At 43.4% G+C, this 25487-nt stretch carries 16 protein-coding genes; 11 read left to right on the top strand and 5 right to left on the bottom strand.

Going from position 1 to position 25487, the window contains the following annotated elements:
- Nucleotides 1-49 precede the first annotated feature (49 nt).
- From DWX23_RS19890 to fabD, 3 genes are all read right to left on the bottom strand, one after another.
- On the bottom strand, nucleotides 50-1327 hold the full coding sequence (locus DWX23_RS19890) for a type II toxin-antitoxin system HipA family toxin (RefSeq protein ID WP_122375744.1): 1278 nt from the start codon (nucleotides 1325-1327) through the stop codon (nucleotides 50-52).
- A complete protein-coding gene (locus DWX23_RS19885; protein WP_122375743.1) occupies nucleotides 1317-1649 on the bottom strand; it encodes a helix-turn-helix domain-containing protein in 333 nt (110 codons plus the stop codon). The genes DWX23_RS19890 and DWX23_RS19885 overlap by 11 nt, the downstream gene beginning before the upstream one ends.
- 278 nt (nucleotides 1650-1927) lie before the next feature.
- On the bottom strand, nucleotides 1928-2809 hold the full coding sequence (gene fabD / locus DWX23_RS19880) for an ACP S-malonyltransferase (protein ID WP_122356142.1): 882 nt from the start codon (nucleotides 2807-2809) through the stop codon (nucleotides 1928-1930).
- Nucleotides 2810-2949: 140 nt separating this feature from the next.
- Here fabD and DWX23_RS19875 point away from each other — a divergent pair, with 140 nt between their 5' ends.
- The 3 genes from DWX23_RS19875 (at nucleotide 2950) to DWX23_RS19865 (ending at nucleotide 6338) form a co-directional block, all read left to right on the top strand.
- Nucleotides 2950-3144, top strand: coding sequence for a twin-arginine translocase TatA/TatE family subunit (locus DWX23_RS19875; protein WP_007652767.1), 195 nt, complete (start codon nucleotides 2950-2952; stop codon nucleotides 3142-3144).
- 3 nt (nucleotides 3145-3147) lie between these two features.
- Nucleotides 3148-4020 carry a twin-arginine translocase subunit TatC gene (tatC, locus tag DWX23_RS19870; protein ID WP_122356144.1) on the top strand — a complete coding sequence of 291 codons (873 nt, stop codon included), beginning with the start codon at nucleotides 3148-3150 and terminating at the stop codon, nucleotides 4018-4020.
- A gap of 101 nt (nucleotides 4021-4121) precedes the next feature.
- Entirely contained in the window at nucleotides 4122-6338 is a 2217-nt protein-coding gene (locus DWX23_RS19865; protein ID WP_122375742.1) for a GH92 family glycosyl hydrolase, read from the top strand.
- 84 nt (nucleotides 6339-6422) lie between these two features.
- On the opposite strand, the gene DWX23_RS19860 is transcribed toward DWX23_RS19865, so the two are convergent.
- Complete coding sequence (locus DWX23_RS19860; RefSeq protein WP_122375741.1) at nucleotides 6423-7250, bottom strand: SDR family oxidoreductase; 828 nt, start codon at nucleotides 7248-7250, stop codon at nucleotides 6423-6425.
- A gap of 81 nt (nucleotides 7251-7331) precedes the next feature.
- Between DWX23_RS19860 and DWX23_RS19855 the strand changes: the two genes are divergently transcribed.
- Entirely contained in the window at nucleotides 7332-8348 is a 1017-nt protein-coding gene (locus DWX23_RS19855; protein WP_122375740.1) for an isoaspartyl peptidase/L-asparaginase family protein, read from the top strand.
- 356 nt (nucleotides 8349-8704) lie between these two features.
- On the opposite strand, the gene DWX23_RS19850 is transcribed toward DWX23_RS19855, so the two are convergent.
- Nucleotides 8705-9568: an esterase family protein gene (locus tag DWX23_RS19850; RefSeq protein WP_122356156.1), complete on the bottom strand. Its 864-nt coding sequence runs from the start codon at nucleotides 9566-9568 to the stop codon at nucleotides 8705-8707.
- A 136-nt stretch (nucleotides 9569-9704) separates the two neighbouring features.
- Between DWX23_RS19850 and DWX23_RS19845 the strand changes: the two genes are divergently transcribed.
- From DWX23_RS19845 to DWX23_RS19815, 7 genes are all read left to right on the top strand, one after another.
- Nucleotides 9705-11966, top strand: a complete 2262-nt coding sequence (locus DWX23_RS19845) for a cation:proton antiporter (protein ID WP_122375739.1) — start codon at nucleotides 9705-9707, stop codon at nucleotides 11964-11966.
- 107 nt (nucleotides 11967-12073) lie between these two features.
- Nucleotides 12074-12913 carry a DUF5032 domain-containing protein gene (locus tag DWX23_RS19840; protein WP_122375738.1) on the top strand — a complete coding sequence of 280 codons (840 nt, stop codon included), beginning with the start codon at nucleotides 12074-12076 and terminating at the stop codon, nucleotides 12911-12913.
- Nucleotides 12914-13060: 147 nt separating this feature from the next.
- Nucleotides 13061-14227 carry an alginate lyase family protein gene (locus tag DWX23_RS19835; protein WP_122375737.1) on the top strand — a complete coding sequence of 389 codons (1167 nt, stop codon included), beginning with the start codon at nucleotides 13061-13063 and terminating at the stop codon, nucleotides 14225-14227.
- Nucleotides 14228-14276: 49 nt separating this feature from the next.
- Entirely contained in the window at nucleotides 14277-15518 is a 1242-nt protein-coding gene (locus tag DWX23_RS19830) for a glycoside hydrolase family 88 protein (protein WP_122375736.1), read from the top strand.
- Between the two features lie 23 nt (nucleotides 15519-15541).
- Entirely contained in the window at nucleotides 15542-18010 is a 2469-nt protein-coding gene (locus DWX23_RS19825; protein WP_122375735.1) for a glycoside hydrolase family 2 TIM barrel-domain containing protein, read from the top strand.
- A 63-nt stretch (nucleotides 18011-18073) separates the two neighbouring features.
- Entirely contained in the window at nucleotides 18074-22186 is a 4113-nt protein-coding gene (locus DWX23_RS19820) for a hybrid sensor histidine kinase/response regulator transcription factor (protein ID WP_122375734.1), read from the top strand.
- Between the two features lie 160 nt (nucleotides 22187-22346).
- Nucleotides 22347-25484: a TonB-dependent receptor gene (locus DWX23_RS19815; protein WP_122375733.1), complete on the top strand. Its 3138-nt coding sequence runs from the start codon at nucleotides 22347-22349 to the stop codon at nucleotides 25482-25484.
- The last annotated feature ends 3 nt before the right edge of the window (nucleotides 25485-25487 follow it).

Raw genomic sequence — 25487 nt, 5'->3', positions numbered from 1 at the left:
GTTAGCAAAGTTAATACTTTATTTGTTTGCTTTGCTGACACAGTTTAAATTACAGCCTCGTTTTACTCTTGATAAATTGCGAAATTAGCTCTGTATAAATTGTATCGATTTTTGCATCGATTGCTTTGTCTGTGAAAGACTGTACCACTTCTGAAATTTCTTTGACAATATGTTCGGCATTTCTCACATCATTTTCATCGGCCAACCTAACGAATTGATTCATTGAAATATCCCGATTACATTCTTCAATGGTCATGATATGTTTGTCACCTATGAATCTATTCTTGAAATTTACAGTGAAAGTTTCATCGTAGGCTGGAGAAAGGCGCCATCTACCATCTTCATCCATTACAAATGAGAAATTTTTATCATGATCATCACAAACTCCCGAAAGGTAATTGAATACTGCTCTTCTGAAAATTTGTTCAATATCGTGATAGGGCAACTGAAGCTTTCTGCATACTTTGAATATTTCTTCGTATGAAGTCACTGTTCCGCATAAGGACTGTAGGGTGACCGAATGTAACTTTCGCCCCTCTTTACGGTCAAATCGCTCTGTTAAAAAATGGTTCTCACCGTCGATTTCAAGTAATGAACATTTTTCCATATCTATTGATGCGTCTTTAGCCATTAAATAGTAAGCGTATTCAATCTCGGCAGTAGGCCATTTGTCTGAATCCTTAAATTTTAATATATACTGTGTGAAGTCATTTGGTAAGATAAATTGTCCTGATCTGACTTCTCCTGTCGACCAATTGATGGCTACAATCGCCTTGGGATGCTTTCCACCTGCACTCATGCCTACAGCCATAAGATCATTGATTTCCGGTCTGTCTTGTATGTTGATCGAAACGCCTTCACGCATAGACTCTATTTCTTTTGCCAACCCGTAAAGGTCTTCCAACGCTATGGCTTCGTCAGAGCGCGGGTCATATAGCTGTGGAACAAACTCAAAGGCTCCCATACCTCGCCGTCCTATGAAGGCTAACTTATCGACGGGAGTTAGATCATGGCTACGGAGGCCATTTTTTTCAATCCATAAAGAAAACACTTCATTCCCCCAATCATCCGGTAAAGAACTACTTAAGAAGCGGGGGATGCCATTGTACTCATTGGCATGGCAAATATCTGACATGCCTTTTTGTACTAGATAAGTAGAATGGTTATAAAAACCTACAGGGTCTACATCAAAACCAAATGAATGATATTCAGGATTAAATGAAATCAACGAACCGACTTTCCCGAACTTTTGTCGGTAGCCACCTTCCCATTTCAGTTTACAGATTTCTTTCCCCCATAAGAGAACACTGACTATATTATTTTTCATTACTACGCTTTTTTACTCTTTGTTTTTCCTTTTTGATTGATGTGTCATAAAGACTTATCGGCATATCCGGAATACATTCGGAGATACCTTCTAATTTTTGGATTGCACGCATGAGCGAGATAAAATTGTCAAGCCTAATGGTAGCTCCTTCTCCTCTTTCAAATCTTACGATTGTCATGACGGAAACGCCACTCTGATAAGCTATTTCCTTTTGGGTCATGCGCAGTGCAATTCTATAGTCCCGGAATCGTTTTCCAAGATCTATCACAATGTCATTATTGGACTTTTCGTAAAGATCCAGTCTGTTTAATTCATTAATCATGCTACAAATATATATAAATGATGATTAATAGCAAAATATATTTATAAATAATCATATATGATATATTTATGATTGGGTGTAATATTCGATAGAAGATGTCTTTTTGAATCTGGATGGGCCTGGGAGAAGGGTTGTCTTGTGCGAGTACGTCTAGCACATTGTGAAATAAATATTATCTTTGCTCGCATCCTTATTTGTAATACCTGAAAGTTTAATGCTATATAAAAAAGGTTGGCAAGAATTTCTTGCCAACCTTTTTACATGTATGGATTTGCTGCTTATTGCATGCCTTCTGTTGTCATTTCTTTATTAATTTTCTTAACCAATCCCTGAAGAACAGCACCTGGCCCTAATTCGATGAAATGGTCGGCACCGTCAGCGATCATGTTCTGAACACTCTGAGTCCAGCGAACAGGAGCTGTCAGCTGAGCGATCAGGTTAGCCTTGATCGTTTCCGGATCAGTTTCACCTTTCGTACTTACATTCTGATAAACAGGGCAAGCCGGTGTATGGATCGGAGTAGCTTCGATGGCAGCAGCCAGTTCGGTACGTGCAGGTTCCATCAGCGGAGAGTGAAATGCGCCGCCTACTTTCAGCTTCAAAGCACGTTTAGCTCCGGCAGCCAGCATCTTTTCGCAGGCAGCATCGATTCCGGGAATTGAACCGGAGATAACCAGCTGGCCCGGGCAGTTGTAGTTTGCACAAACAACTACTTCATCTTTTATACTTGCACAGATTTCTTCAACTGTTGCGTCCGGCAAAGCCAGAACGGCAGCCATGGTGGAAGGAGTGGCTTCGCAAGCTTTCTGCATAGCCATGGCACGTTTGGATACCAATACCAGACCATCTTCAAATGACAAGGCTCCGGCTGCAACGAGGGCAGAGAACTCACCCAGGGAGTGACCGGCTGTCATATCCGGTTTAAACTGGTCGCCTAGTGTTTTGGCGAGAATAACCGAGTGTAAGAATATGGCAGGTTGCGTAACCTTTGTTTGTCTCAGATCTTCGTCTGTTCCTGCGAACATAAGGTCTGTGATGCGGAAACCGAGAATTTCGTTTGCTTTCTCAAACATCTCTTTTGCAAGGGGATTGTTATCGTAAAGGTCTTTTCCCATTCCGACAAACTGTGCACCCTGACCGGGAAATACATAAGCTTTCATCTTTCTAATCTTTTTCTAATTTCAGTTTTTTAAGACGGTGCAAAGGTAATAAATTTAGAATAATGGAGTGACTATTCGTTACAAATAGTATCTTTGCCCCATATAAAAGGCGAATATTAACGACTAATTATTATAATATCATGAACGAATTACTATTTTTAGGAAATTTAGGTACAGGCGAAATTGTGATTATCGCCATTGTTGTGTTGTTACTTTTCGGTGGTAAAAAAATTCCGGAACTGATGAAAGGTATCGGTAAAGGAGTGAAAAACTTTAAAGACGGTGTAAAAGGTTTAGAAGACGACATTAAGCTGGACGACAACGATAAGAAGTAGGAAATGGAAGAAGAGTTGGAACAAAATGAAATGTCATTCTGGGACCACCTGGAAGAACTTCGTTGGACTTTATTCCGTTCTATTCTAGCGCTCTTTGTTTTTGCTATCGGTAGTTTTGCCTTTATGCGTGACCTTTTCGATCACGTCATTATGGCTCCCTGCTATGCTGATTTTATTCTTTACCGTTGGTTATGTGAATTGAACAAGTGGCTTATCGATATAAGTCCTTGGTTTGATGTTTTACCGGATTTCTGTAATGATACTTTTCATGTAGATATCGTAAATATCAAGCTGGCTTCCCAGTTCTTCACCCACATGACCACCTCATTCTGGCTGGCCCTTGTATTGACTTTCCCTTATCTGATGTATGAGGTATGGAGATTCATCAGTCCGGCTCTGTATGACAACGAAAAGAAAAATATCAGGTGGGTATTCTTTTTCGGAACGATTATGTTTTTCATGGGATGTGCCGTAGGTTATTTTATGGTATTTCCGATGACACTCCGTTTCCTGGCAACGTATCAATTGAGTGCTAATATTACAGAACAAGTCTCTCTGGATTCGTATATGGATAACTTCCTTATGCTGATCTTTGTAATGGGAATTGTTTTTGAAATGCCGTTGGTATCGTGGTTGCTGTCGAAGCTGGGACTGTTGCACAGAGGATTTTTCCATAAGTACAGACGGCATGCTATTGTCGGATTGCTTGTTGCAGCAGCATTCATTACGCCGAGTAGCGATCCGTTTACATTGAGTGTCGTATTCTTCCCGTTATACGGATTGTACGAATTAAGTGCATTCTTCGTAAGGAAGCCCCCGGTAGAGGAACCGGATGAAGAAGACGAAGAGGATAACGAAAAGGAAAATGAAGGTTAATAAACCATAGACATTGGAAATTAGTTATAGAAAGAGACGTACATATTTAAATGTTACGTCTCTTTTTGTATATTTGTCAAGACTTAAACAATTTATAAACAATGAGGCACTTCTCTTTATTGGCGGTCTCCTTGCTGGCTTTGGTGGCCTGCACGCCTGAGAAACAACAGGAGGTTGATTATGCGCAGTATGTAAATCCGATGATCGGTACGGATTTTACCGGAAATACTTATCCGGGAGCACAGGCTCCTTTCGGGATGGTGCAGTTAAGTCCTGACAACGGATTACCGGGATGGGACCGTATCTCCGGTTATTTTTATCCCGACACGACAATTGCCGGTTTCAGCCATACACATCTTTCCGGTACAGGAGCCGGCGATCTGTACGATATCTCTTTTATGCCGGTGACCCGTCCGTATAAAGAAGCAGAAGCACCGTTGGGTATTTACTCTACCTTCTCTCATAATGACGAGGCTGCCTCTGCCGGTTACTACCGGGTATTGCTGAAAGACTATAATATCAATGTGGAACTGACGGCAACCGAACGATGCGGTATCCAGCGCTACACTTTCCCGAAGGCGGAAGCCTCTGTCTTCCTGAATCTGAAAAAAGCGATGAACTGGGACTTTACACTCGATTCTTATATAGAGGTAGTAGACTCGGTGACGATCCGCGGATATCGTTTCTCACAGGGATGGTCGCCCGACCAGCATGTCTATTTTCAGACCCGTTTCTCTAAACCTTTCGCTGGGTATCATATGGATACGACCGCTATCGTAACCAAAGATAAAGGACGTATCGGCACGGCTTATGTCGCCCGTTTTGATTTTAATACGGAAAAAGATGAAGAGATTTTGGTGAATACGGCTATCTCGGGTGTCAGTATGGAGGGAGCTGCCAGGAATTTGCAGGCAGAAGTTCCTCTCAATGATTTCGACCGGTATCATCAGGAGGCTGTTGCCCGTTGGAATAAGGAACTGTCGAAGATCGAGGTGAACGGGAACAATACGGACGACCTGGTTAAGTTTTATACGGCTATGTACCATACCATGATCGCTCCGACGATTTTCAGTGATGTGGATGGTTCTTATTACGGACCGGATAACCAGATACATAAGACAAATGGCGGTGACAATTACTCCACTTTCTCTTTGTGGGATACTTTCCGCGCTGCCCATCCCCTTTATACATATACAGACCCGAAACGGGTAAACGATATGGTTCAGGGCTTCCTGAATTTCTTTGACCAGAACGGTGCACTTCCTTTGTGGAATTTGTACGGACATGAAACAAATATGATGATCGGTTACCATGCGGTACCTGTTATCGTGGATGCTTATCTGAAAGGGATCGGTAATTTTAATGCGGAAAAGGCGTTGCAGGCTTGTATAGCGACGGCGAACCGGGACGATTACCGTGGTATCGGATTATATAAGAAATTAGGCTATGTACCGGCATTCAGTGATCCGGAGAAATGGGAAAACTGGTCGTTGTCAAAGACGCTCGAATATGCTTATGACGACTATTGCATCGCCCGTATGGCTGAAAAAATGGGAAAGAAGGAAATTGCCGATGAGTTTTACAAACGTTCGCAAAACTACCGGAATGTCTATAATAAGGAAACTACCTTTATGCAGCCGAGGGATGAAAAAGGCAACTTTGTCACTCCGTTCGATGCCAAGGATTATACGGAAGATATTTGTGAAAGCAACGCCTGGCAGTATTTCTGGTATGTGCCGCAGGATCTGGACGGACTGATCGGCCTGCTGGGAAGCAAGGAACGTTTCACGGAAAAGCTCGACAGCATGTTCACTTATGCACCGGATGCAAAAGAGGATCTGCCTATTTTCAGTACCGGAATGATCGGACAGTATGCGCATGGCAACGAGCCGAGCCACCATGTGATCTATCTCTATAACAAGGTAGACCAGCCCTGGAAGACGCAGAAATATGTAGCTCAGGTATTACACGACCTGTATCTGAATGCGCCGGACGGTATCTGTGGAAATGAAGATTGCGGACAGATGTCTGCCTGGTTTGTATTCAGTGCGATGGGCTTCTATCCGGTAGACCCGGTGAGCGGCCAGTATGAGATCGGAACACCTTTATTCCCGGAAGTGAAGATGAATCTGTCGGATGGGAAGGTGTTTACAATCCTGGCTCCGGGTGTCAGTGCTGAGAATATTTATATCCAATCGGTTAAACTGAATGGACAGCCCTATGATAAGAGTTACATCACCCACGAACAGATCATGAGTGGAGCGACACTTGAGTTTGAAATGGGTAACCAACCCGGACCTGTTTGGTATAAGAAATAAATGTCTTTTATATAAAGAACACAGTCCCCGGACCATATGATCCGGGGACTGTTGTTTTATGGGATGATGATCCGGGTGTGCAGATTACAGCCGGTAGCCGGTTCTTACCACCCAATGAACGAATTTTTCAGGTAACCAGCTTTTACAACAGGCAAAGAGAACCTGTTCGATAGGACCTGTTTTACAACGGAAGGGTGGACGCGAACTTCGGATCAGACGGAGAATGGCATGCGCCAGTTTGTCGGGATGCGCTCCGTTCTTCTCCATCTTTTCAAAGGCATTTATGACGCGGCCGAAAACTTCCCGGTAATCCGGATTGTCGAGCGTTGCGGATGATATGCCGCGGTTTGCCGTGAAATTGGTGTAGAAGTCTCCGGGTTCGACCAGGCATACCCGTATCCCGAACGGATGGACTTCATGTTGCAGCGCTTCGCTATATCCTTCAACTGCAAATTTGGATGCGGAATAGAAACCCTGGAAAGGGACGGCAATGAGTCCTCCGATTGAACTGATATTAATGATAAAACCTTTCCGCTCTTTACGCATGATCGGGATGACAGCCTTACACATACGCACCACTCCCATGAAGTTTGTATCCATCTGTTTGCCGATTTCTTCGTCTGTTTCCAGTTCGAGGGCCCCACTGATACCGAGTCCGGCATTATTGATCAGAATGTCGATCCGTCCCTGTTCGGAAAGTATTTGCTCCACCGCCTGTTGGATGGAAGCGGGTTGGGTTACGTCCATCGTTAACATCCGGACGCCGTTGGTACTTTCAGATGCTTTCCTGCTGGTCCCGTAGACGGTGTAACCTTGTTGTACGAGTAAGTTGGCTGTGGCTTTTCCAATACCGGAAGATGCTCCGGTGATCAGGATTACTTGCTGTGATCCTGACGGGTTTGTTCTTTTCATTATTATATTGTACTGTTTTATGGATGTAAAGATAGGTATTTTGTATTTTTGCCGTCACTATCATTTAATCTATTGTACGAGATGTTTAGAAATTTATCTTACCTGATTATTTTGTTATTCTGTGGAGTCGTTAGTTTGCAGGCGCAGGAACGTGAATATGTGATTGTAGTGCATGGTGGTGCAGGAGTTATCGATAAGCTGGAAAAAGATCCGGAACGTTCCGCCCAATATTATGCGGCTCTCGATTCGGCCCTGACCATTGGCGACCGTATCCTTTCTGCCGGTGGGGAAGGTCCGCAGGCTGTTATGGCGGTAATCAATTATTTTGAAAACAATCCTTTATTCAATGCCGGTAAAGGTGCCACATGTACTGCTGAAGGCACATTTGAGCTCGATGCTGCCATCATGGAAGGGAAGGATCTCTCTGCCGGAGCCGTAGCCGGGGTAAAGACAGTTAAAAATCCGATCGATGCCGCTTATGCCGTTAAAACGCAGACACCGCATGTTATGCTGTCGGGAGCCGGGGCAGATGCTTTTGCTGCCAGCCGGGGGCTGGAACAGGTGGATAATATGTATTTTGCTACTCCGAAGACAATGGAATGGATCGAGAAGTTGAAAGAGGAAAGCCGGAAGAACGGTACTGTCGGTTGTGTCGTTTTGGATAAACAAGGAAATCTGACAGCAGGGACCAGTACAGGAGGAATGTTCAAAAAGCAATGGGGGCGTATCGGTGATTCGCCTGTTATCGGGGCAGGTACGTATGCCGATAATAACAGTTGTGCTGTATCCTGTACCGGACACGGAGAGTATTTTATCCGTCATGCGGTCGCTTTTAATCTTTGTGCACGCTATAAATATTTGAAGGAACCTGTCGGACAGGCGGCAGATTATATTATCCATACGGAACTGAATGCGAATGCGGGAGAAGGTGGCCTTATTGCTGTCGATAAAAACGGGAATATCGCTATGCCGTTCAATACGACCGGAATGTTCCGCGGCTATCTGTATAAGGAAAAAGGAAAAACGGCGGTAGAGAAAAAGGTCGGTATCGGAAAGAATATGGTCATTCCGAACCGCTCTTTTTCAATTGAAAATTGACAGTTAGGCTTCGTAGTCGAATATATAAAACGGGAGTCTATCCGTCTATCGGTTATCTGTTATCAATATGACATGCTTAGTTACAGGTTCATTTGCCGTCAGTTTTAACTGACGGTCTACAAATTGTTTTTCTTTTTGGCTTTAGCCACATTTCTCTAAGCATAGAGAGTGTGTTTAAAATGGGACTAAAGTCCAAAGAAATAGATTCTTTACTAATCCGTCAGTTAAAACTGACGGCAAATAAACCTATAATGGCGAAGTCTCTTTGATAAGGGGATAGCTCAAACTGACAATCATTGAAACATTCAATTCTGTCAAAATGTGAGCCAGTATGAATTCAGCCAACGGATATTCTGTTAATTATTTCTGCGGAATGCGCCGCTGACAAATTCCAGTATATTCGGTAATGCCGTACGCCAGTATAGCCAGGTATGACCGCCTCCCCGTACACGGAATTCATGTTTCATACCTTTCTCACGCATGATTTGGTGAGCCTGGAAATTACCATCCAGCAAACCGTCCTGGTCGCCACAGTCGATATAATACCGGATACGCGGGAGATTCTCTTTATCCAGTTCGGAAAGCATTTTCAGTACGCTGTTCTTATGCCAGTAGTCGAGTCCCGGACCAAACAGGCGGTTAAACAAGTCCTTGTGCGACTTTGCCTGGCGTTGTTCCATCACACTGTCATCGAAAATAGCTGCACTAAGCGGTGCGCAGGCACTGAACATATCCGGATGATGCAAAGAATAGAGGAATGAGCCGTATCCACCCATGGAAAGGCCGGCGATGGCGCGGAACTCTTTGTTGCTCCGGGCACGGTAGGTCTTTTCGATATAGGGGATCAATTCTTCGAAAAACATATCTTCGTAAGGGGCCTTTCCGTCATATTGATTGATATACCAGGTATCCCAGGCATCCGGCATGACGACGATCATGGGAACAGCCTGGTCGCTGTTGATGGCGCGATCGGTAATTTCCTGCATCTGGCCGGTTTGAATCCACATCGTTTCATTGTCGGTATAACCGTGTAACAGGTAGAGTACCGGATAATAACGGTTTGAAGTGGCATAGCCGTCGGGCAGGTAAATAGAGTAGGATACTTCTTTTCCTAACTTTTTACTCTGAAACTTCACCGATTCATGAACCGTACTTTGAGCTATTCCTGCAAAATTAATGCAGAAACACAAAACAAGGAAGAGGATAATCTTGTTTTTCATATACTAACAGATTTAAGTAAATAGATAGATGTTTTTGTTTATTTCTAGCAAAGTTATAAAAAAGCATTGGCTATACTTGATAAAATCTGGAAAAATATTATTTTTGTTAGCTAACTGATTAATCCAAATTGTATATATGTCGCATTTACCCGATTTAATTTCAGATCTCGCTTTAATTCTCATATCCGCAGGTGTAATCACTTTATTGTTCAAATGGCTGAAACAACCGCTCGTGTTGGGGTATATTGTTGCCGGATTGCTGGCCGGACCTTATGTTCATATATTCCCTACTGTTGTCGATGTGGAAAATATCAATCTCTGGGCAGAGATGGGAGTCGTTTTTTTGTTGTTTGCCTTGGGGCTTGAGTTCAGTTTTAAAAAGTTGATGAATGTCGGTTCCACCGCTTTTATCACTGCGATGACGGAGGTGATAACGATGCTGATCGTGGGCTATCTGGTCGGGCATTTATTGGGATGGTCGACGATGAACTCCATTTTCCTCGGAGGTATGTTGTCGATGTCGTCCACTACCATAATAATAAAGGCTTTCGATGATCTGGGGTTGCGTAACCAACGTTTTACCGGCATCGTGTTCGGTACTTTGGTGGTGGAGGATCTGGTTGCCATCATTATGATGGTACTGCTTTCGACTATGGCTGTAAGCCAGGAGTTTGCCGGAGAAGAGATGATAGGGAGTATCCTGAAAGTTATCTTTTTCCTGATCCTTTGGTTCCTGGTAGGTATTTTCATTATTCCGGCTTTATTGAAAAAGGTCAGGAAATTGATGAATGACGAGACTTTGCTGGTGATCGCGTTGGGATTATGCCTGGGAATGGTTGTGGTAGCGACGAAAACCGGTTTCTCCGCAGCATTGGGGGCGTTTATCATGGGATCGATCCTGGCCGAGACGGTGGAGGCGGAGCGTATCGAGCATATTATCAAGCCTGTTAAAGACTTGTTCGGGGCTATCTTTTTCGTATCGGTGGGGATGCTGGTGGACCCGGCTATCCTGGTTGAATACGCATGGCCTGTGATAATTATCACATTGGTTACGATTGTCGGGAAGGCTTTCTTTTCTTCCTTTGGCGTGTTGCTGTCCGGCCAGCCGCTGAAAACATCCATACAGTCCGGTTTTAGTTTGGCGCAGATAGGTGAGTTTGCTTTTATTATTGCGGCGCTGGGGGTATCGTTAAAGGTGCTGGATGATTTTGTCTATCCGATCATTGTTGCCGTGTCGGTGATCACGACGTTTACGACTCCTTATTTTATTCGTTTGTCCGGACCGTTTGCAGAATGGTTATACCGGATATTGCCGGATAAAGCGCGTAACTTTATGGACTATTATTCGTCGGGAACAAAAACGATTAACCATGAAAGTCATTGGCGGAAACTGCTGAAGATCTATGTGGGGAAGATACTGATCCATTCGGTGCTGCTGACTGCTATCCTGTTGTTGTCTACCCAGGTCATTTATCCGTTGCTTGTGGAGAAATTTCCGGCTATGGAGATGTGGGGGAATATTATTATGAGCGTGGTAACGCTTGTCCTGATGATTCCTTTCTTGGTCGGGCTGGTGGCAAATAAGAATAATTCGCCTGAGTTATTTATGAGCTTGTGGAATGATAATAAGTATAATCACGGGAAACTGGTGGCCCTTGTTTTGTTCAGGGTGTTTGTCGCTATCTTGTTTGTTTCCATTGTGTTGATCAAATATTATCATGTGCAGTATGGTATCGGTGCGATCATTGCCGTAGGATTTCTGATCCTGATCATCCTTTTCCGTCGGGATCTGAACCAGTACTCCAAGCTGGAAGCCCATTTCCTGACCAATCTGAATCGTCGGGAAGAAGTCGACAGAAAACGGAATCCGTTAAAGGTCAGTTTTAATAATCAGTTGAGCGATAAGGATATCCATCTGGCTGTGGTGCCGGTATCGCCTTGTTCGCCCAGTGTCGGAAAATCACTGGCGGAGCTGTCTTTCAGGAAAGATTACGGGGTGAGTGTCGTAGAGATCATTCGCGGTGATCATAAGATTTATATACCCGGAGGTTCCGAACATATTTATCCGCAGGACAAGGTGGTAGTGGTAGGTACCGATGAGCAGTTGAAAGCTTTCCAGGCAAAGCTCGAAGACCAGCAAAACGGGGCGGATTGCTTCGCCGACCAGCCGAAAGAAATTACAGTCAATTCGTTTATCGTGGATGAAAACTTCCCGTTCCTGGGACAAAGTATCATACAGTCCAATGTCGGACGCCGATATAATTGCCTGATCGTCGGCATCGAACGAAATGGCGGTTCACTGACGACTCCGGATAACGAGACGGTCTTTGAAATGGATGACTTGGTGTGGGTAGTAGGAGATAAGAGCAGGATACAACAGTTGGTAAAAGGGGAGTAGAAGGCATGTTATAAAAAATTAGTTATTACTTAAAAATGGTTACTTCTGACTTTGTTCTACCAAAAATTCTAATTTTGTGCTGTTGAACTGTAAAACATATAGAAAGTATGAAAAAGAGTGTATGCCTGATGTTGATGTTGCTGATCGGTTTAGTTTCTTGCGGAGATGATGATAAACCGTCTATTCCCAAGCTGAATAAGCTGACAAAGATAACATGTAAAAAGAATGGAGTCGACTTTCCTGAATATTCTTTGGATATCACTTATAATCAAGATGGAAATGTGAGTAAAATGACGACATCCAAAGGAACTTTCAACCTGATTTATACGGACAATAAGATCTCGATGATCGATGCTTCGAATGTACATACGGAGGATTATCAGATAAACGGGAATGTGATAGTGAACAGACAGGAATGGGCTGTCAACGAATATACTCCGAGCGAGGTCTATGTAAAAAATGAATATCGTTATAAATATAACCGGAGTAATCTGACGGAAACCGATTGGGTTTTTCAACGTCCGTTGGAAGAGGGAGGATACAAGAAAAATGATCCTGTAGCTCTGGATAAGTATACCTGGTCGGGCGGAAATGTTACGGTTTACCAATATCTGCCCCGCGATGAGGTGAATTATACTTACGGCAGCCAGCTTTGTCCTGCTAATTTCCCGTTCCGTGCACTTAGTACATTAAGACCGGTTACACCGGATTTAGTAAATCCTTTGAATTCGTTATACGGGGCGCTTAACCGTAATTTGCCTGAATCGGCCAGCCGTTATCAGTTAGGTGAAAGCAAAAATAATGCGGAATATACTTTCCGTTACCAGACTGTAGGCGATTATATTACTTCTATGATCATTACTGAAGATATAAAATCGGTAGATGGTTCGGAAGCCGGGCAAAATACCTACGAATATTCTTTTACTTATAATTACGAGACAAACTGATACCCGCATAGTTTTATCTGTCGGTATTGTATAAATATCTCACAAATACCCCTTTTGCAATAAATCTACAAGCTTTTGCGATAATATTAAAAACGAAAAAGGGGAACAAACTGTATTTTTGGGCTAGAATATAAGTACGTCTATGCCATGAATACAAAGTTATTATTGTTGGTTTCAATAATTGCATTTGTTTTTTGTTCCTGTTCTCATAAAACACGATTGAAAAAACAAGTGACCGACCTGTTGCACTCCGAAATTATCCTCCGTGGAAATGAAGCATTGGGGGAGGAGCCTGTCACAATAACTTCATTTGTGGCAGAACGGAGTGCCGGAGGAATTCACGATTTTTATTCCGAAGGCGATTATTGGTGGCCGGATCCGGTCAACCCCGATAGCGCCTATATTCGTCGTGACGGCGAAACAAATCCCGATAATTTTGTAGCTCACCGCCATGCTATGATCCGTTTTAGTACTGTCGTAGGCGACCTGACGTCTGCGTGGATCGTTACGCAGGATAAAAAATATATCGAACAAGCCTTGAAGCATATCCATGCCTGGTTTATCGATCCTGAAACATGCATGAATCCTGACCTTCAGTATGCCCAGGCTATCAAAGGGATCGTGACAGGCCGGGGCATCGGTATTATCGACACGATCCACCTGCTGGAAGTTGTGCGTTCCCTGATCATCATGGAACAGAATGATTTGCTGTCCGTAGATGAGGCGGTTGCGACAAAAGACTGGTTTTCGAAATATCTGTTCTGGCTGACCAATCATCCGTACGGAAAAGAGGAGATGGAGGCAAAGAATAATCATGGAACCTGCTGGGTGATGCAGGCAGCCTTGTTTGCTCAATATACAGGAAATACGGACGTGTCGGATTTTTGCAGGGAACGTTTCCGGAATGTTTTGTTACCTAACCAGATGGATACGGACGGTAGTTTTCCTTTGGAACTGAAGCGGACAAAACCATACGGCTATTCTCTTTTTAACCTGGATGCGATGGCGACGGTCTGCCATATCCTTTCGGATGAAAATCATAATTTATGGCAATATACGACGGAAGATGGACGGAATATGCAGAAAGGGGTGGCGTGGATGTTTCCTTACATAAAGGATAAATCCGCATGGTCGTTCGATAAAGATGTGATGTACTGGGATGAATGGCCTGTCGCTCATCCGGCTTTGCTGTTCAGTGCTTACGATACACCTGACGACGCCTATGTGTCTCTTTGGTCGGCATTGGAACATTTTCCCGTTAATGACGAGGTCATAAGGAATTTACCTGTTCGCCATCCGTTGTTATGGTTGTGAAAATAATGTTTTTACTATATAATCGATTTACTTTATTTGTTGAAAAAATATGAAGCTCAAAACTCCTCTTTTACTGTTATTGGTTGCTTTGACCTCTTGCGGAAATAAGCCTGATCTTGTTCAGGATAATTTCTCTTTTGCTTCGACACAATTGAAGCAGGCTTTTGTTGAAATGGATGCTGTCCGGTCCGCTGAACCCCGCGAAAAGCAAGCCTTACGTGATAAACAGAATCTGGGGCCGTTAGCCAGTCCGCGTAATGTGGAGGCAGACGGTACATTGCATATGGTCATTTCCCGTGACTGGACCAGCGGTTTTTTCCCCGGCGAACTCTGGTACATGTATGAATATACAAAAGATGACTTCTGGAAACAAAAGGCCCAAGAGCAAACGGCTTTGATAGAGCGTGAAAAGATGAACGGAGGGACACATGATATGGGCTTTAAGGTGTATTGCAGTTTCGGGAACGGTTACCGGTTGACCGGAGATGCTGCTTATAAAGATGTTTTGTTGCAGGCTGCCTATACGTTGACTACCCGTTATAAAGAGAATGTGGGGGCGATCCGCTCCTGGGATCATAGCCGTGATAAATGGGATTGCCCGGTCATCATCGACAATATGATGAATCTGGAACTTCTTTTCTGGGCGTTTAAGACGAGTGGCGATTCTTTATTCTATAATGTGGCTGTGAACCATGCCCGTACCACGATGAAGAACCATTACCGTAAAGATTATAGCTCTTATCATGTGGTTGATTATGATACGATCACCGGAGCTGTGCTGCACAAACATACGCATCAGGGATATGCACATGAATCGGCCTGGTCGCGTGGGCAGGCATGGGGACTTTACGGATATACGCTGTGTTACCGTGAAACAGGTTTGCCCGAGTTTCTGGAGCAGGCAAAACAGATAGAAAATTTTATCTTTTCCCATCCGAACCTGCCGAAAGACCTGATTCCTTACTGGGATTTCAATGCTCCGGGTATCCCCGCCGAACCCCGGGATGCTTCTGCGGCAACGGTAACGGCTTCTGCTTTATATGAATTGAGTATGTATGATCCTGCAAATGGAAAGGATTATATTTTGAAGGCAAATACAATCCTGGAAAATCTTTCCAAAGGGTACCGTACTGCTCCCGGCAAGGACAGAGGTTTTCTGTTATTGCATAGTACAGGTTCTAAGATGCATAACGTAGAGGTCGATGTCCCGATCGTATATGCCGATTACTATTACCTGGAAGCACTTCTCAGGAAACAGAAATTAGAAAAAGAAGGAACTGCGATATTATAAAACTATAAAAACAAATAAACATAATGAGAAACATTCTTTACACTTGTCTTTTCCTGTTTTGCTGTTTTTCGATGACAGGAAAAGTACCCTCTAAACAGAAAATACGATTAACGGAAAACTGGGAATACCTGAAAGGTGACCTGGGAGGGATCTGGGAAGCAGTACGCCCTGCTTCTCCCGGTAATCCTGAAACTGTCCCTGTCTGGCAGAAAGTCACTTTACCCCATTGTTTCAATGCGGAGGATGCCGTAGATCCCGATGTCAATTATTATCAGGGACCAGGCTGGTACAAAACATTACTGACTGTTGATAATCCGTATGCCGACGGTCGTATCGTACTCGATTTTGAAGGTGCCGGGCAGAAAACGAAAGTGTATATCTACACGACGTTGGTCGGTGAACATGTAGGCGGTTACGACGAATGGAGTGTCGACATTACCGAAGCTGTGAACTCCTTTATGGCAGACGATCAGTTAATGAAACGTTTCAAAGGGAAAATTCCCTTATCAGTCCGTTGCGACAACTCACGCGATCTGGAAATGATTCCGTCCGATTTGTCGGACTTCAACTTATACGGCGGTCTTTACCGTTACCTGAACCTGGTTTATCTGCCGAAAGCCTCTTTTGAACTGATCCGTCTCGAACCGGCACTTTCTGCCGACAGGAAAGAGGGAACCGTTAAAGTAAAGGCCTCTTTCTATAACCCGGAAGATATCCGTAAAGCGAATGTCACCGTTGCTATCTATGATGCAGAGCATAAACAAATATATTCTCAGACGGTACAGAACATCCTACCCCTCGGTAATCAGTTCCTTGCGGAAGCCAGGATCAAGAACCCGGCTTTATGGGATGTCGATTCACCGGTTCTTTACACCTGCGAACTGACGATCGATGCCGGTGGACAAACCTTGGCAACTGAAGAGCGTTTCGGCTTCCGCCAGTTCGAATTTAAGGAGAAAGGCCCGTTCTTTCTGAACGGCCGGCGTCTTTTGCTTCGCGGAACACATCGCCATGAAGATCATGCCGGAGTAGCACAGGCTATGACCGAAGAAATGATGCGTACGGAAATGCAGATGATGAAAGACATGGGTGTCAACTTCATCCGCCTCGGACATTATCAGCAGTCGGATATTATCCTCCGGCTTTGCGATGAGCTGGGTATTCTTGTTTGGGAAGAAGAGCCCTGGTGTCGCGGAGGGCTTGGCGGAGAAACCTATAAAGAACAGGCACGCCGCATGTTGACGAATATGATCGACCAGCATCATAACCACCCTTCTGTCATTATCTGGGGATTGGGAAATGAAAACGACTGGCCGAATGATTTCAGTACATTCGATAAAGGTGCTATCCGTGCCTTTATGAAGGAGCAGCACGATCTGGCACATCGTCTGGACGATACCCGTATGACGGCTATCCGCCGTTGCGAGTTCTGCAGTGATATTGTCGATGTTTATTCGCCTTCTATCTGGGCCGGTTGGTATCGTGGTGTGTTCACTGATTATAAATCGGTCTCTGAGGAAGAAATGAAGAAAGTGAAACATTTCCTGCATGTCGAGTGGGGAGGTGACAGCCATGCCCGCCGTCATTCGGAAAATGTGTTTGCCAACCTGAAAGGTATCGAGTCAGGGAAAGGCGCGGATGAACGTGACGGGGATGCTTCCCTGTATGGAGGTGCCGCCCGTGCATCCAAAGACGGAGACTGGTCTGAAAGCTATATCGTCCGCCTGATCGACTGGCATTTGAAGGAACAGGAGACAATGCCGTGGCTGACCGGTGCTGCCTATTGGCCGTTCAAGGATTTCTCTACGCCTGTACGTCCTGAAAATCCGGTTCCGTATGTGAACCAGAAAGGAGTCGTCGAGCGTGACTTTACTCCGAAAGAGAGTTATTATGTTTTCCAGTCGTATTGGACTACCGAGCCGATGGTACATATTTACGGTCATAGCTGGCCTGTACGTTGGGGTAACAAAGGGGATCGTAAGGAAATTTTGGTTTATTCTAACTGTGAAGCGGTGGAATTGTTCGTCAACGGTGTCAGCCAGGGAATAAAGAAACGTGATAGTCAGGATTATCCGGCTGCCGGCTTGCGTTGGAATTGTGTATATGAGGAAGGTAAGAACGAGATACGTGCAGTTGCCGTAAAAGGAAAAATAAAGGTCACGGATGAGATCGTCCAGGAGTACCAGACGGCAAAATGGGGTAAAGAAGCTGTGGCGACCTTATCTGTCGTTTCCCGTGAAGGCGATACCGTTTTACTGGAAGTACAGCTTCTGGATAAAGAGGGCGTCCGTTGCCTCGATTCAAAGAAATACATTGAATTTGAAATCGCAGGCGATGGCTCGTTGATACAGAATCAGGGGACATCTACCGGTAGCCGGAAGGTACAGGCTTACAATGGTCGGGCATGTATCAAAGTCAATCTGAATAAAGGGAAGAGCATGGTTGCAGTTAAAGCGGAAGGCATACCGACCGCTTTTATGGAATTGATGTAAAGACCTGTTCCCATTAACCAAAACTTTTACTATTTTTGTTTTATCTAATCAGATTCAACTACCATGATAAGGAGATTGTCTTTCATATTATTTCTGGTCCTTTTTGCATCGATATTACATGCAGAAAGGACTAATTATTTGTATTCCTTTAATTCGGATTTGAATGAAGGTATCTCCCAGCTATCCGTCATGGATATCTATCAGGATTCAAAAGGATATTTATGGTTTGCCACGAAGAACGGCCTGAACAGGTTTAACGGAAAGGAGTATGTGATTTATCGCCGGGAAGACGGGAATGAACATAGTTTGTCCGGTAACTCGATCGCTTCGGTCACAGAAGATCAGGAGGGGTATCTTTGGGTGGGAACGAACAACGGGCTGAACCGGATAGATTTGAATACCGATCGGATTAAAAGATATAATTCGGGAGTAGATGGCTTAACCCAGAGTAGTATTACCAAAGTATATTCCGATGCTGCCGGTTACCTTTGGGTAGGTACATGGGGCGGATTATACCGTTTTAACAGGGAGGAAGATCGTTTCGAACGGATTCTTTTGGATAATGGGCTCGAAGATATCTCTGTTTCGGCTTTATTTGAAGACAGTGCAGGACGATATTGGATCGGAACAAGGGACAAAGGAGTTTATTTGTGTGACAATCAAATGAACATAATCAGTCATTTTACCCGCGAATCTAAAAATATGCCGTTGAATAACAATAATATAACCTCCATATATGAGGATACGCAGAAACAGATATGGATCGGTAGCAAGTATGGGGTGAACAAGATCAATTTACGTGAAAATGAGGTTCTGTCTTTTACGAGTGAGAACAGCAAACTGAGCAATAATACTGTCCGTTGCCTGGTCGAATGGCAGGGGAAACTGCTGGTCGGGACTTTTGACGGTATATTCGCTTTGGATCCTGAATCCGGGCAGATAGTAAAAGTGGCGGGATATGATGATATAAACCATTCTTTAAGTCATTATTCTATCTATGCTTTTTGTGTGGACCATGATCATACGTTGTGGGTCGGGACATTTGCCGGGGGGATCAATTACCTGAATAAGTTTACCAATCGTTTTGTACTTCACCGGCCGGAAGATGAACTGAATATCAGGACGGGGATTTATGGAGCGATAACATATGAATCTCCCTCCAATTTGTGGATAGCTACCGAGGGATACGGATTGTTGAACTATAATTATCAGACGAATACGTCGCATTATTATCTGATCGACCCGTCTGCCCATTTTGCCTTTAATACGAATATTATCAAGTCTGTCTTTTATGAGGACGGATATGTGTGGTGCGGGACGACGAAAGGGGAAATCTATAAATTTAATATCAGGACCAAGACGTTTTCTCTTTATCATAAATATCCGGTTGAATATTCTATCTATTCCATTATACGTGACCGTAAAGGAAATTTATGGGTGGGAGGTGCGTCTACGGAGTTTGGCCTGACCTGTTTTGTAAACGATCGATTGGTCACGACTTTTACCAATAATGTAGATGAACCTTTTTATCTATCGAATGTCCGTTGTGTCCTGGAAGAAGAAGACGGTGTGTTGCTGTTAGGCAGTACAGCTGACGGATTACTTCGTTTCGATACCAATAAAAAACAATTGACGAAATATTCGAATGAAGCGACAGTGGAAAGCTATCGTATTCCTAATAATTATATCTCTGCCATTGTCCGTACAAAGTCAGGCGAAATATGGGTATCGACGTATGGGGGCGGTATCTTCCAGTTTGATAAAACAGAACATGTTAAACGGGTTATGACGGCCAGAGACGGATTGTTGGATAATAATATCTGCTCGTTGGTAGAGAGTAGCGACCGGAAGTTGTGGATGAGTACCGTGAACGGATTGATCATGTTTGATCCCGTAGGAGGTGAGGTCAGGAATTACCACCGTCATAACGGGATAGATATTCGGGAGTTTACTTTGCATAGCGGGATTGCTTTGCCGGATGGGAATCTTTGTTTTGCCGGGAGCAATGGTTTTGTCACTTTCCAGGTGGCTGCGATGGATAAGAATGAGAATATTCCGTCGGTAGTACTGGAACAACTGTCTGTCAATAATCAACCGATCGAAGTGGGGGATGAATCGGGGGTACTGGATAAAGTGCTGGATAGTATGGATACGATCCGCTTACTCTATAATGAAAATAATTTCTCAATAACCTACCAGGCATTGAATTATATCTATTCTACACAAAATCAATATGCCTATAAATTGGAAGGATATGATACCGACTGGAATTATGTGGGAGGACGTAACTCCGCTTTCTATACAAATCTAAGTCCGGGAAAATATGTTTTCCATGTAAAAGGATCTAATAACGATGGTGTCTGGAATGAGCAGGGGCGTTCGCTGATCATTATCGTGCAACCCCCTTTATGGAGGACCTGGTATGCTTATTTGTTTTATGTTATTGCATTGGCTGTTATCAGTTATGCGATTCTTCATTATGTAAATATTAAGCGGAACCTGGAAGCCGGTTTGAAACTGAAACAGTTGGAAAAACAGAAGCAGGAGGAGTTCCATGAAGCAAAGATCCGCCTGTTTACGAATTTCTCCCACGAATTGCGTACCCCTTTGATGCTGATTATTACCCCGTTTGAGGAATTGGTCAAACGGGTGGATATTCCGGCAGAATTGCATGACAAACTTTCCATTATATATAAGAATGCCCAGAAACTTCTGCTTCTGGTGAACCAGTTGATGGATCTGCATAAAAATCAGGCCGGTAGTCTGGACCTGAAGGTCAGTGAAGGAGATGTCTGCGAATATATAAAGGAAATATATTATGCCTTTAACCAGATCGCTCTTACGAACGAAGTGAAGTTTTCGTTGAATTGTACGCCTAAGACGATCAATGCCTGGTTCGATAAGTCTTTATTGGAAAAGGTTGTTTTCAATCTTTTATCGAATGCATTCAAATACACGCCGTCCGGTGAATCCGTTACGATGGAAGTATCGGAAAAATCATGGAACGGACTGGGTACAAAGCAAACAGATGGGTTGTATAAGGATGAAAATGCGAACTATCTGGTATTGCGGGTGAAAGATTCCGGTAAGGGGATAGAAGAAGGGGAAGTCGACAAGATATTTACTCCTTTCTATCAGATTCCGGAAACGTCGGGAATCAATCTGTCCGGGACAGGTATTGGCCTGAGCCTTGTATATACGATCGTACAGCTTCATCGTGGGGTTATCTATGTAGATAATACGGAACGGTCAGGAGCCTGCTTTGTTGTGATTCTCCCGATTTCCCGTTCCGCTTTTTCCGAAGACCAGATTGAAAATATAGAGTTTGATAAGATTTCGGAAGTAACGAATACAGATGATATTTCCGCATCTCTTCCTGCTCCGGAAAAAGTGGAAGGACCGAAATATAAAATCTTGCTGGTCGAAGACGATAAAGATGTACGAAGTTATCTGAAAAAGAGTCTGGAAGCTGAGTATACCGTTATAGAAGCGGCTGACGGTGTAAGAGCATATGAAAAAGTAGTTCAGGACTTTCCCGATCTGGTCCTTAGTGATATTATGATGCCGAAACGGGACGGACTGGAACTTTGCACGCTGATCAAAAACGATATAAGGGTAGGGCATATCCCTGTGATCCTGATGACGGCGCGTTCCATGGTTGTCCATATCAAGGAAGGATTCCAGGCTGGTGCGGACGATTATATTGTAAAGCCGTTCAATATGGATGTGCTGCAAACGCGTATCCGTAGTTTACTGGCTTCGCGGGAACAGTTGAAAAAGCTGTATGGAAAGCGTTTCTCTCCGGAAGTGATGGGAATAGAGGTCAAATCGGCGGACGAACGTTTCTCTCAGAAATTATTTGATGTGATCGAGCAGAATATCTCCAATGATAAACTGGATGTGGAACTGTTATGCACGGAGATTGGTATCAGTCGCGCAAACCTGTACCGCAAACTAAAATCCATTACCGAGCTTTCTCCTATGGAGCTGATCCGTAATAAACGGTTGGAGATGGCTGCGAAACTATTAAAAGAATCGGAAATGAACGTTTCCGAAATAGCTTTACATCTTGGATTTAATAGCCACTCTTATTTTTCAAATTCTTTTAAGGCTTTTTACGGTTGTACTCCGACAGAGTTTGTACAATCGAAAGACAGACCGGGACAAGAGAACTGATAAATTTGTATCACATTCCTGTTACTTTTGTCTCAAACTATTCATATAGAATAATTTAATACTAAATTGGAAGTATATTTTTCTTTTGTGAAAAAGAGAATATGTTTCTTTGTGTTATTGAATTTGTTGAAATTTTAAGTCTAATTAAATCCATGATTAAATGAAAAAGGAAATTAAGAAGGCCACTTTATCGTTTTGGCGATTATTATTATTAATGGTGGTGTTTAACTCAGGTTTGAGTTTGTTTGCGCAAACACAAACTGTCTCCGGAATTGTTTTGGATGAGTTCGGAGATCCGATGATCGGAGTATCTGTACTAGTGAAAGGAACAACCACAGGGATTATTACAGATGTAGACGGAAACTTTACCGTTCCGGCTAAAAACGGGGATGTATTATTGATCAAATATCTTGGTTATAAGGATCAGGAAATAAAAGTGACAGGTAATACCCGTCTGAAAATTACTCTTCAGGAAGATTCTCAAAGTTTGGATGAAGTTGTTGTTGTTGGTTACGGTACACAGAAAAAAGTGAATCTGACCGGTGCCGTATCTGCTGTAACCGGCGAAGAAATTGCAAAACGTCCGGTAGCTAACACCTCAACAATGTTACAGGGGCAAATGCCGGGTTTGCGTATCACTTCCGACAAAGGTCAGCCGGGTAGCGAGTCTGTTCAGATACGTGTACGTGGACAGGGTACTTATTCGGGTACTGGTTCTGACCCATTAATCCTGATTAATGGAGTCGAGGGAGACCTGGCCTCCCTCGACCCGAACATTATTGAAAGTGTTTCGGTGTTGAAAGATGCCGCTTCGGCTTCTATCTATGGTTCGCGTGCTGCAAACGGTGTAATTTTGATCACGACCAAGAATGGTACAGATGTGAAAGAGCGTGTTTCAATCCGTTATAACGGTAACTTCGCCGTTTACAATCCGACAACTCTGTTGGATCTGGTATGGGATTCTCCGACGTATATGAAGTACTTCAATATGGCGAAAGACAATTCCGGTGCTCCAGCAACAGACCGTTACTCGGATGAAATGATTGCTAATTATACCAATCCGTCCGATCCTACCAAGTATCCGAGTTTTAACTGGTTGGATTATATGTTTAATCCTGCCTTTGTACAACAGCATAACCTGAGTATTGCAGGTACGACCGGTAAAACTTCTTATAATGCTTCTTTAAGTATGGTCAACCAGCCGGGAACATTGAAAGGCTCGGAATTTAAGCGTTACAATGCAACGCTCGATCTTACTTCGCAAGTGAATAACTGGGTTAAATTCGGAATGTACTTTACCGGTAGCCGTAGCAATCGCCAGGAAACTCGCCAAGGAGATACGGATGCTTATCTGTCGACAATCTCACAGGCTCCGACCTATATGCCCTGGTTGCCGGATGACGGAACAGGAATCAGACGCTATGCTTCTAAAGCTTTTTCGTTTGAATCTAACAATAAGAATATGGTTGCAATTGTAGAAACGGAAAATTTCAAAACAACTGTCAATACGGATGTCAATGCACAGGCCTGGTTAGAAGTAAATCCGATCAAGGGGTTGACTTGGTATACTAAAGGTGCTATGCGTTACAAACAGCAACATGATAAAGTTTGGGGAGCTCTGCCGACACCTATCTATTATTATCACGATGGAAAGCAGAACGGAACCTTGAATACGGGAGGTACTGGTTTGACAAGTACGATGAATAATAGTTCTTATTATAACTTGTATACTTATTTGAAATATGACTGGGCGACTCCGAATAAGGAACATGATTTCTCTGTAATGGCTGGTTACAACCTGGAATATTATAAACTGGATAAACTGGAAGGCTATCGTCAGAATTATGACTTCCCGTTGCATGAACTGGAGACAGGTATTTCTTCTGTACAGACGAATACCGGTAAATCTGAAGAATGGGGAATTATGTCTGCTTTCTTCCGTGCCAACTATGCATTCAAACAACGTTATTTGTTGGAAGTAAATGCCCGCTATGATGGTTCTTCACGTATCTCTTCCGAATCTCGCTGGGGTATATTTCCTTCATTCTCTCTGGGATGGCGTGTGACTGAAGAAGAATGGATGAAGGATCTGAACTGGGAATGGTTGAACAGTCTGAAACTGCGTGGTTCATGGGGTATCTTGGGTAACCAGAACATCGATCTCTATTCTTATTATGCATCGGTTACGACCGGTAAGGATTATAGTTTTGATAATTCGAATCTGGATGCCGGTGTAGCTCAGACTGCGCTTACTAATCGTAACCTGAAATGGGAATCTACTTCTATCGGCGACTTTGGTGTTGATATTACTGCTTTCAATGGTTTTAATGTAACTTTCGACTGGTATAAGAAAAGAACATACGATATTCTTCGTCAGGCACAGAGTAATTCACTGTTAGGTTTGAAGGCTCCGTATGTGAATGCCGGTGAAATGATAAATAAAGGTATCGAAGTATCCTTGGCTTATAACGGATATATTCAGAATGGTATATTTAAAGGTATGAGTTACAACGCCGGAGTATTCTTCGATCGTACGAGAAACGAACTGACGAAATACGGTGCTGATTATATAGATTCTTCTAAAGGTCTGATCTATAAGGAAGGTCTGCCTTATGAGTCATATTATGGCTATGAAGCAATTGGTATTTTCAGAGATGAAGCAGACGTAGCAAATTCACCTAAACAGTTTAATGACAAAACATTGCCGGGTGATATCAAATATGCGGATATCAGTGGCCCGAATGGAGTACCGGATGGTGTCGTTGATGAAAATGACCGTAAAGTATTAGGTGGACGTTTGCCGGATTTTGAATATTCTGTTAATCTGGGTGCCAGTTGGAAAGGATTCGACCTTTCTTTGATGGGGCAGGGTGTACAGGGCGCCAAGCACTATGCCAGTGGTTGGGGATTACGTCCTTTCTACCAGGGTTCTCCTATCTCTCAGGATTATATAGACAATATGTGGACGGAAGATCATAGAGATGCCAAATATCCTCGCCTGTATTTTGCAGATTTAGGAGGTGCCAAGAACCAGCGTGAAAGTACTTATTGGTTGTATAATGCTTCTTATTTCCGTTTGAAGAATTTGACATTTGGCTACACATTGCCGAAAGCACTGACGAGTAAAGCGAAGATCGAACGTCTGCGTTTCTATTTCTCCGGTGATAACTTGCTGACAATTACTAAATTCCCGCAGGGAGGCGACCCCGAACGTAACTATAATTCCACAAAAGGGACACGTTTGGTATATTATCCGCAAAACCGTATCATTTCATTTGGTGTAAATCTTGAATTTTAATTT

Origin of the sequence: Parabacteroides sp. AF18-52 (assembly GCF_003479145.1) — a bacterium.
Lineage (GTDB): Bacteria > Bacteroidota > Bacteroidia > Bacteroidales > Tannerellaceae > Parabacteroides > Parabacteroides faecis.
Note: the sequence above shows the minus strand (reverse complement) of the source record. Positions and strands in the feature narration are given on the sequence as shown.

Excerpts from the sequence above, each read along its gene's own strand:
- DWX23_RS19855 (WP_122375740.1), top strand. The coding sequence starts at position 7,332 with ATGTTTAGAAATTTATCTTACCTGATTATTTTGTTATTCTGTGGAGTC.
- DWX23_RS19865 (WP_122375742.1), top strand. The coding sequence starts at position 4,122 with ATGAGGCACTTCTCTTTATTGGCGGTCTCCTTGCTGGCTTTGGTGGCC.
- tatC (WP_122356144.1), top strand. The coding sequence starts at position 3,148 with ATGGAAGAAGAGTTGGAACAAAATGAAATGTCATTCTGGGACCACCTG.
- DWX23_RS19850 (WP_122356156.1), bottom strand. The coding sequence starts at position 9,568 with ATGAAAAACAAGATTATCCTCTTCCTTGTTTTGTGTTTCTGCATTAAT.
- DWX23_RS19885 (WP_122375743.1), bottom strand. The coding sequence starts at position 1,649 with ATGATTAATGAATTAAACAGACTGGATCTTTACGAAAAGTCCAATAAT.
- DWX23_RS19840 (WP_122375738.1), top strand. The coding sequence starts at position 12,074 with ATGAAAAAGAGTGTATGCCTGATGTTGATGTTGCTGATCGGTTTAGTT.
- DWX23_RS19825 (WP_122375735.1), top strand. The coding sequence starts at position 15,542 with ATGAGAAACATTCTTTACACTTGTCTTTTCCTGTTTTGCTGTTTTTCG.
- DWX23_RS19875 (WP_007652767.1), top strand. The coding sequence starts at position 2,950 with ATGAACGAATTACTATTTTTAGGAAATTTAGGTACAGGCGAAATTGTG.
- DWX23_RS19890 (WP_122375744.1), bottom strand. The coding sequence starts at position 1,327 with ATGAAAAATAATATAGTCAGTGTTCTCTTATGGGGGAAAGAAATCTGT.
- DWX23_RS19820 (WP_122375734.1), top strand. The coding sequence starts at position 18,074 with ATGATAAGGAGATTGTCTTTCATATTATTTCTGGTCCTTTTTGCATCG.
- DWX23_RS19815 (WP_122375733.1), top strand. The coding sequence starts at position 22,347 with ATGAAAAAGGAAATTAAGAAGGCCACTTTATCGTTTTGGCGATTATTA.
- fabD (WP_122356142.1), bottom strand. The coding sequence starts at position 2,809 with ATGAAAGCTTATGTATTTCCCGGTCAGGGTGCACAGTTTGTCGGAATG.
- DWX23_RS19845 (WP_122375739.1), top strand. The coding sequence starts at position 9,705 with ATGTCGCATTTACCCGATTTAATTTCAGATCTCGCTTTAATTCTCATA.
- DWX23_RS19835 (WP_122375737.1), top strand. The coding sequence starts at position 13,061 with ATGAATACAAAGTTATTATTGTTGGTTTCAATAATTGCATTTGTTTTT.
- DWX23_RS19830 (WP_122375736.1), top strand. The coding sequence starts at position 14,277 with ATGAAGCTCAAAACTCCTCTTTTACTGTTATTGGTTGCTTTGACCTCT.
- DWX23_RS19860 (WP_122375741.1), bottom strand. The coding sequence starts at position 7,250 with ATGAAAAGAACAAACCCGTCAGGATCACAGCAAGTAATCCTGATCACC.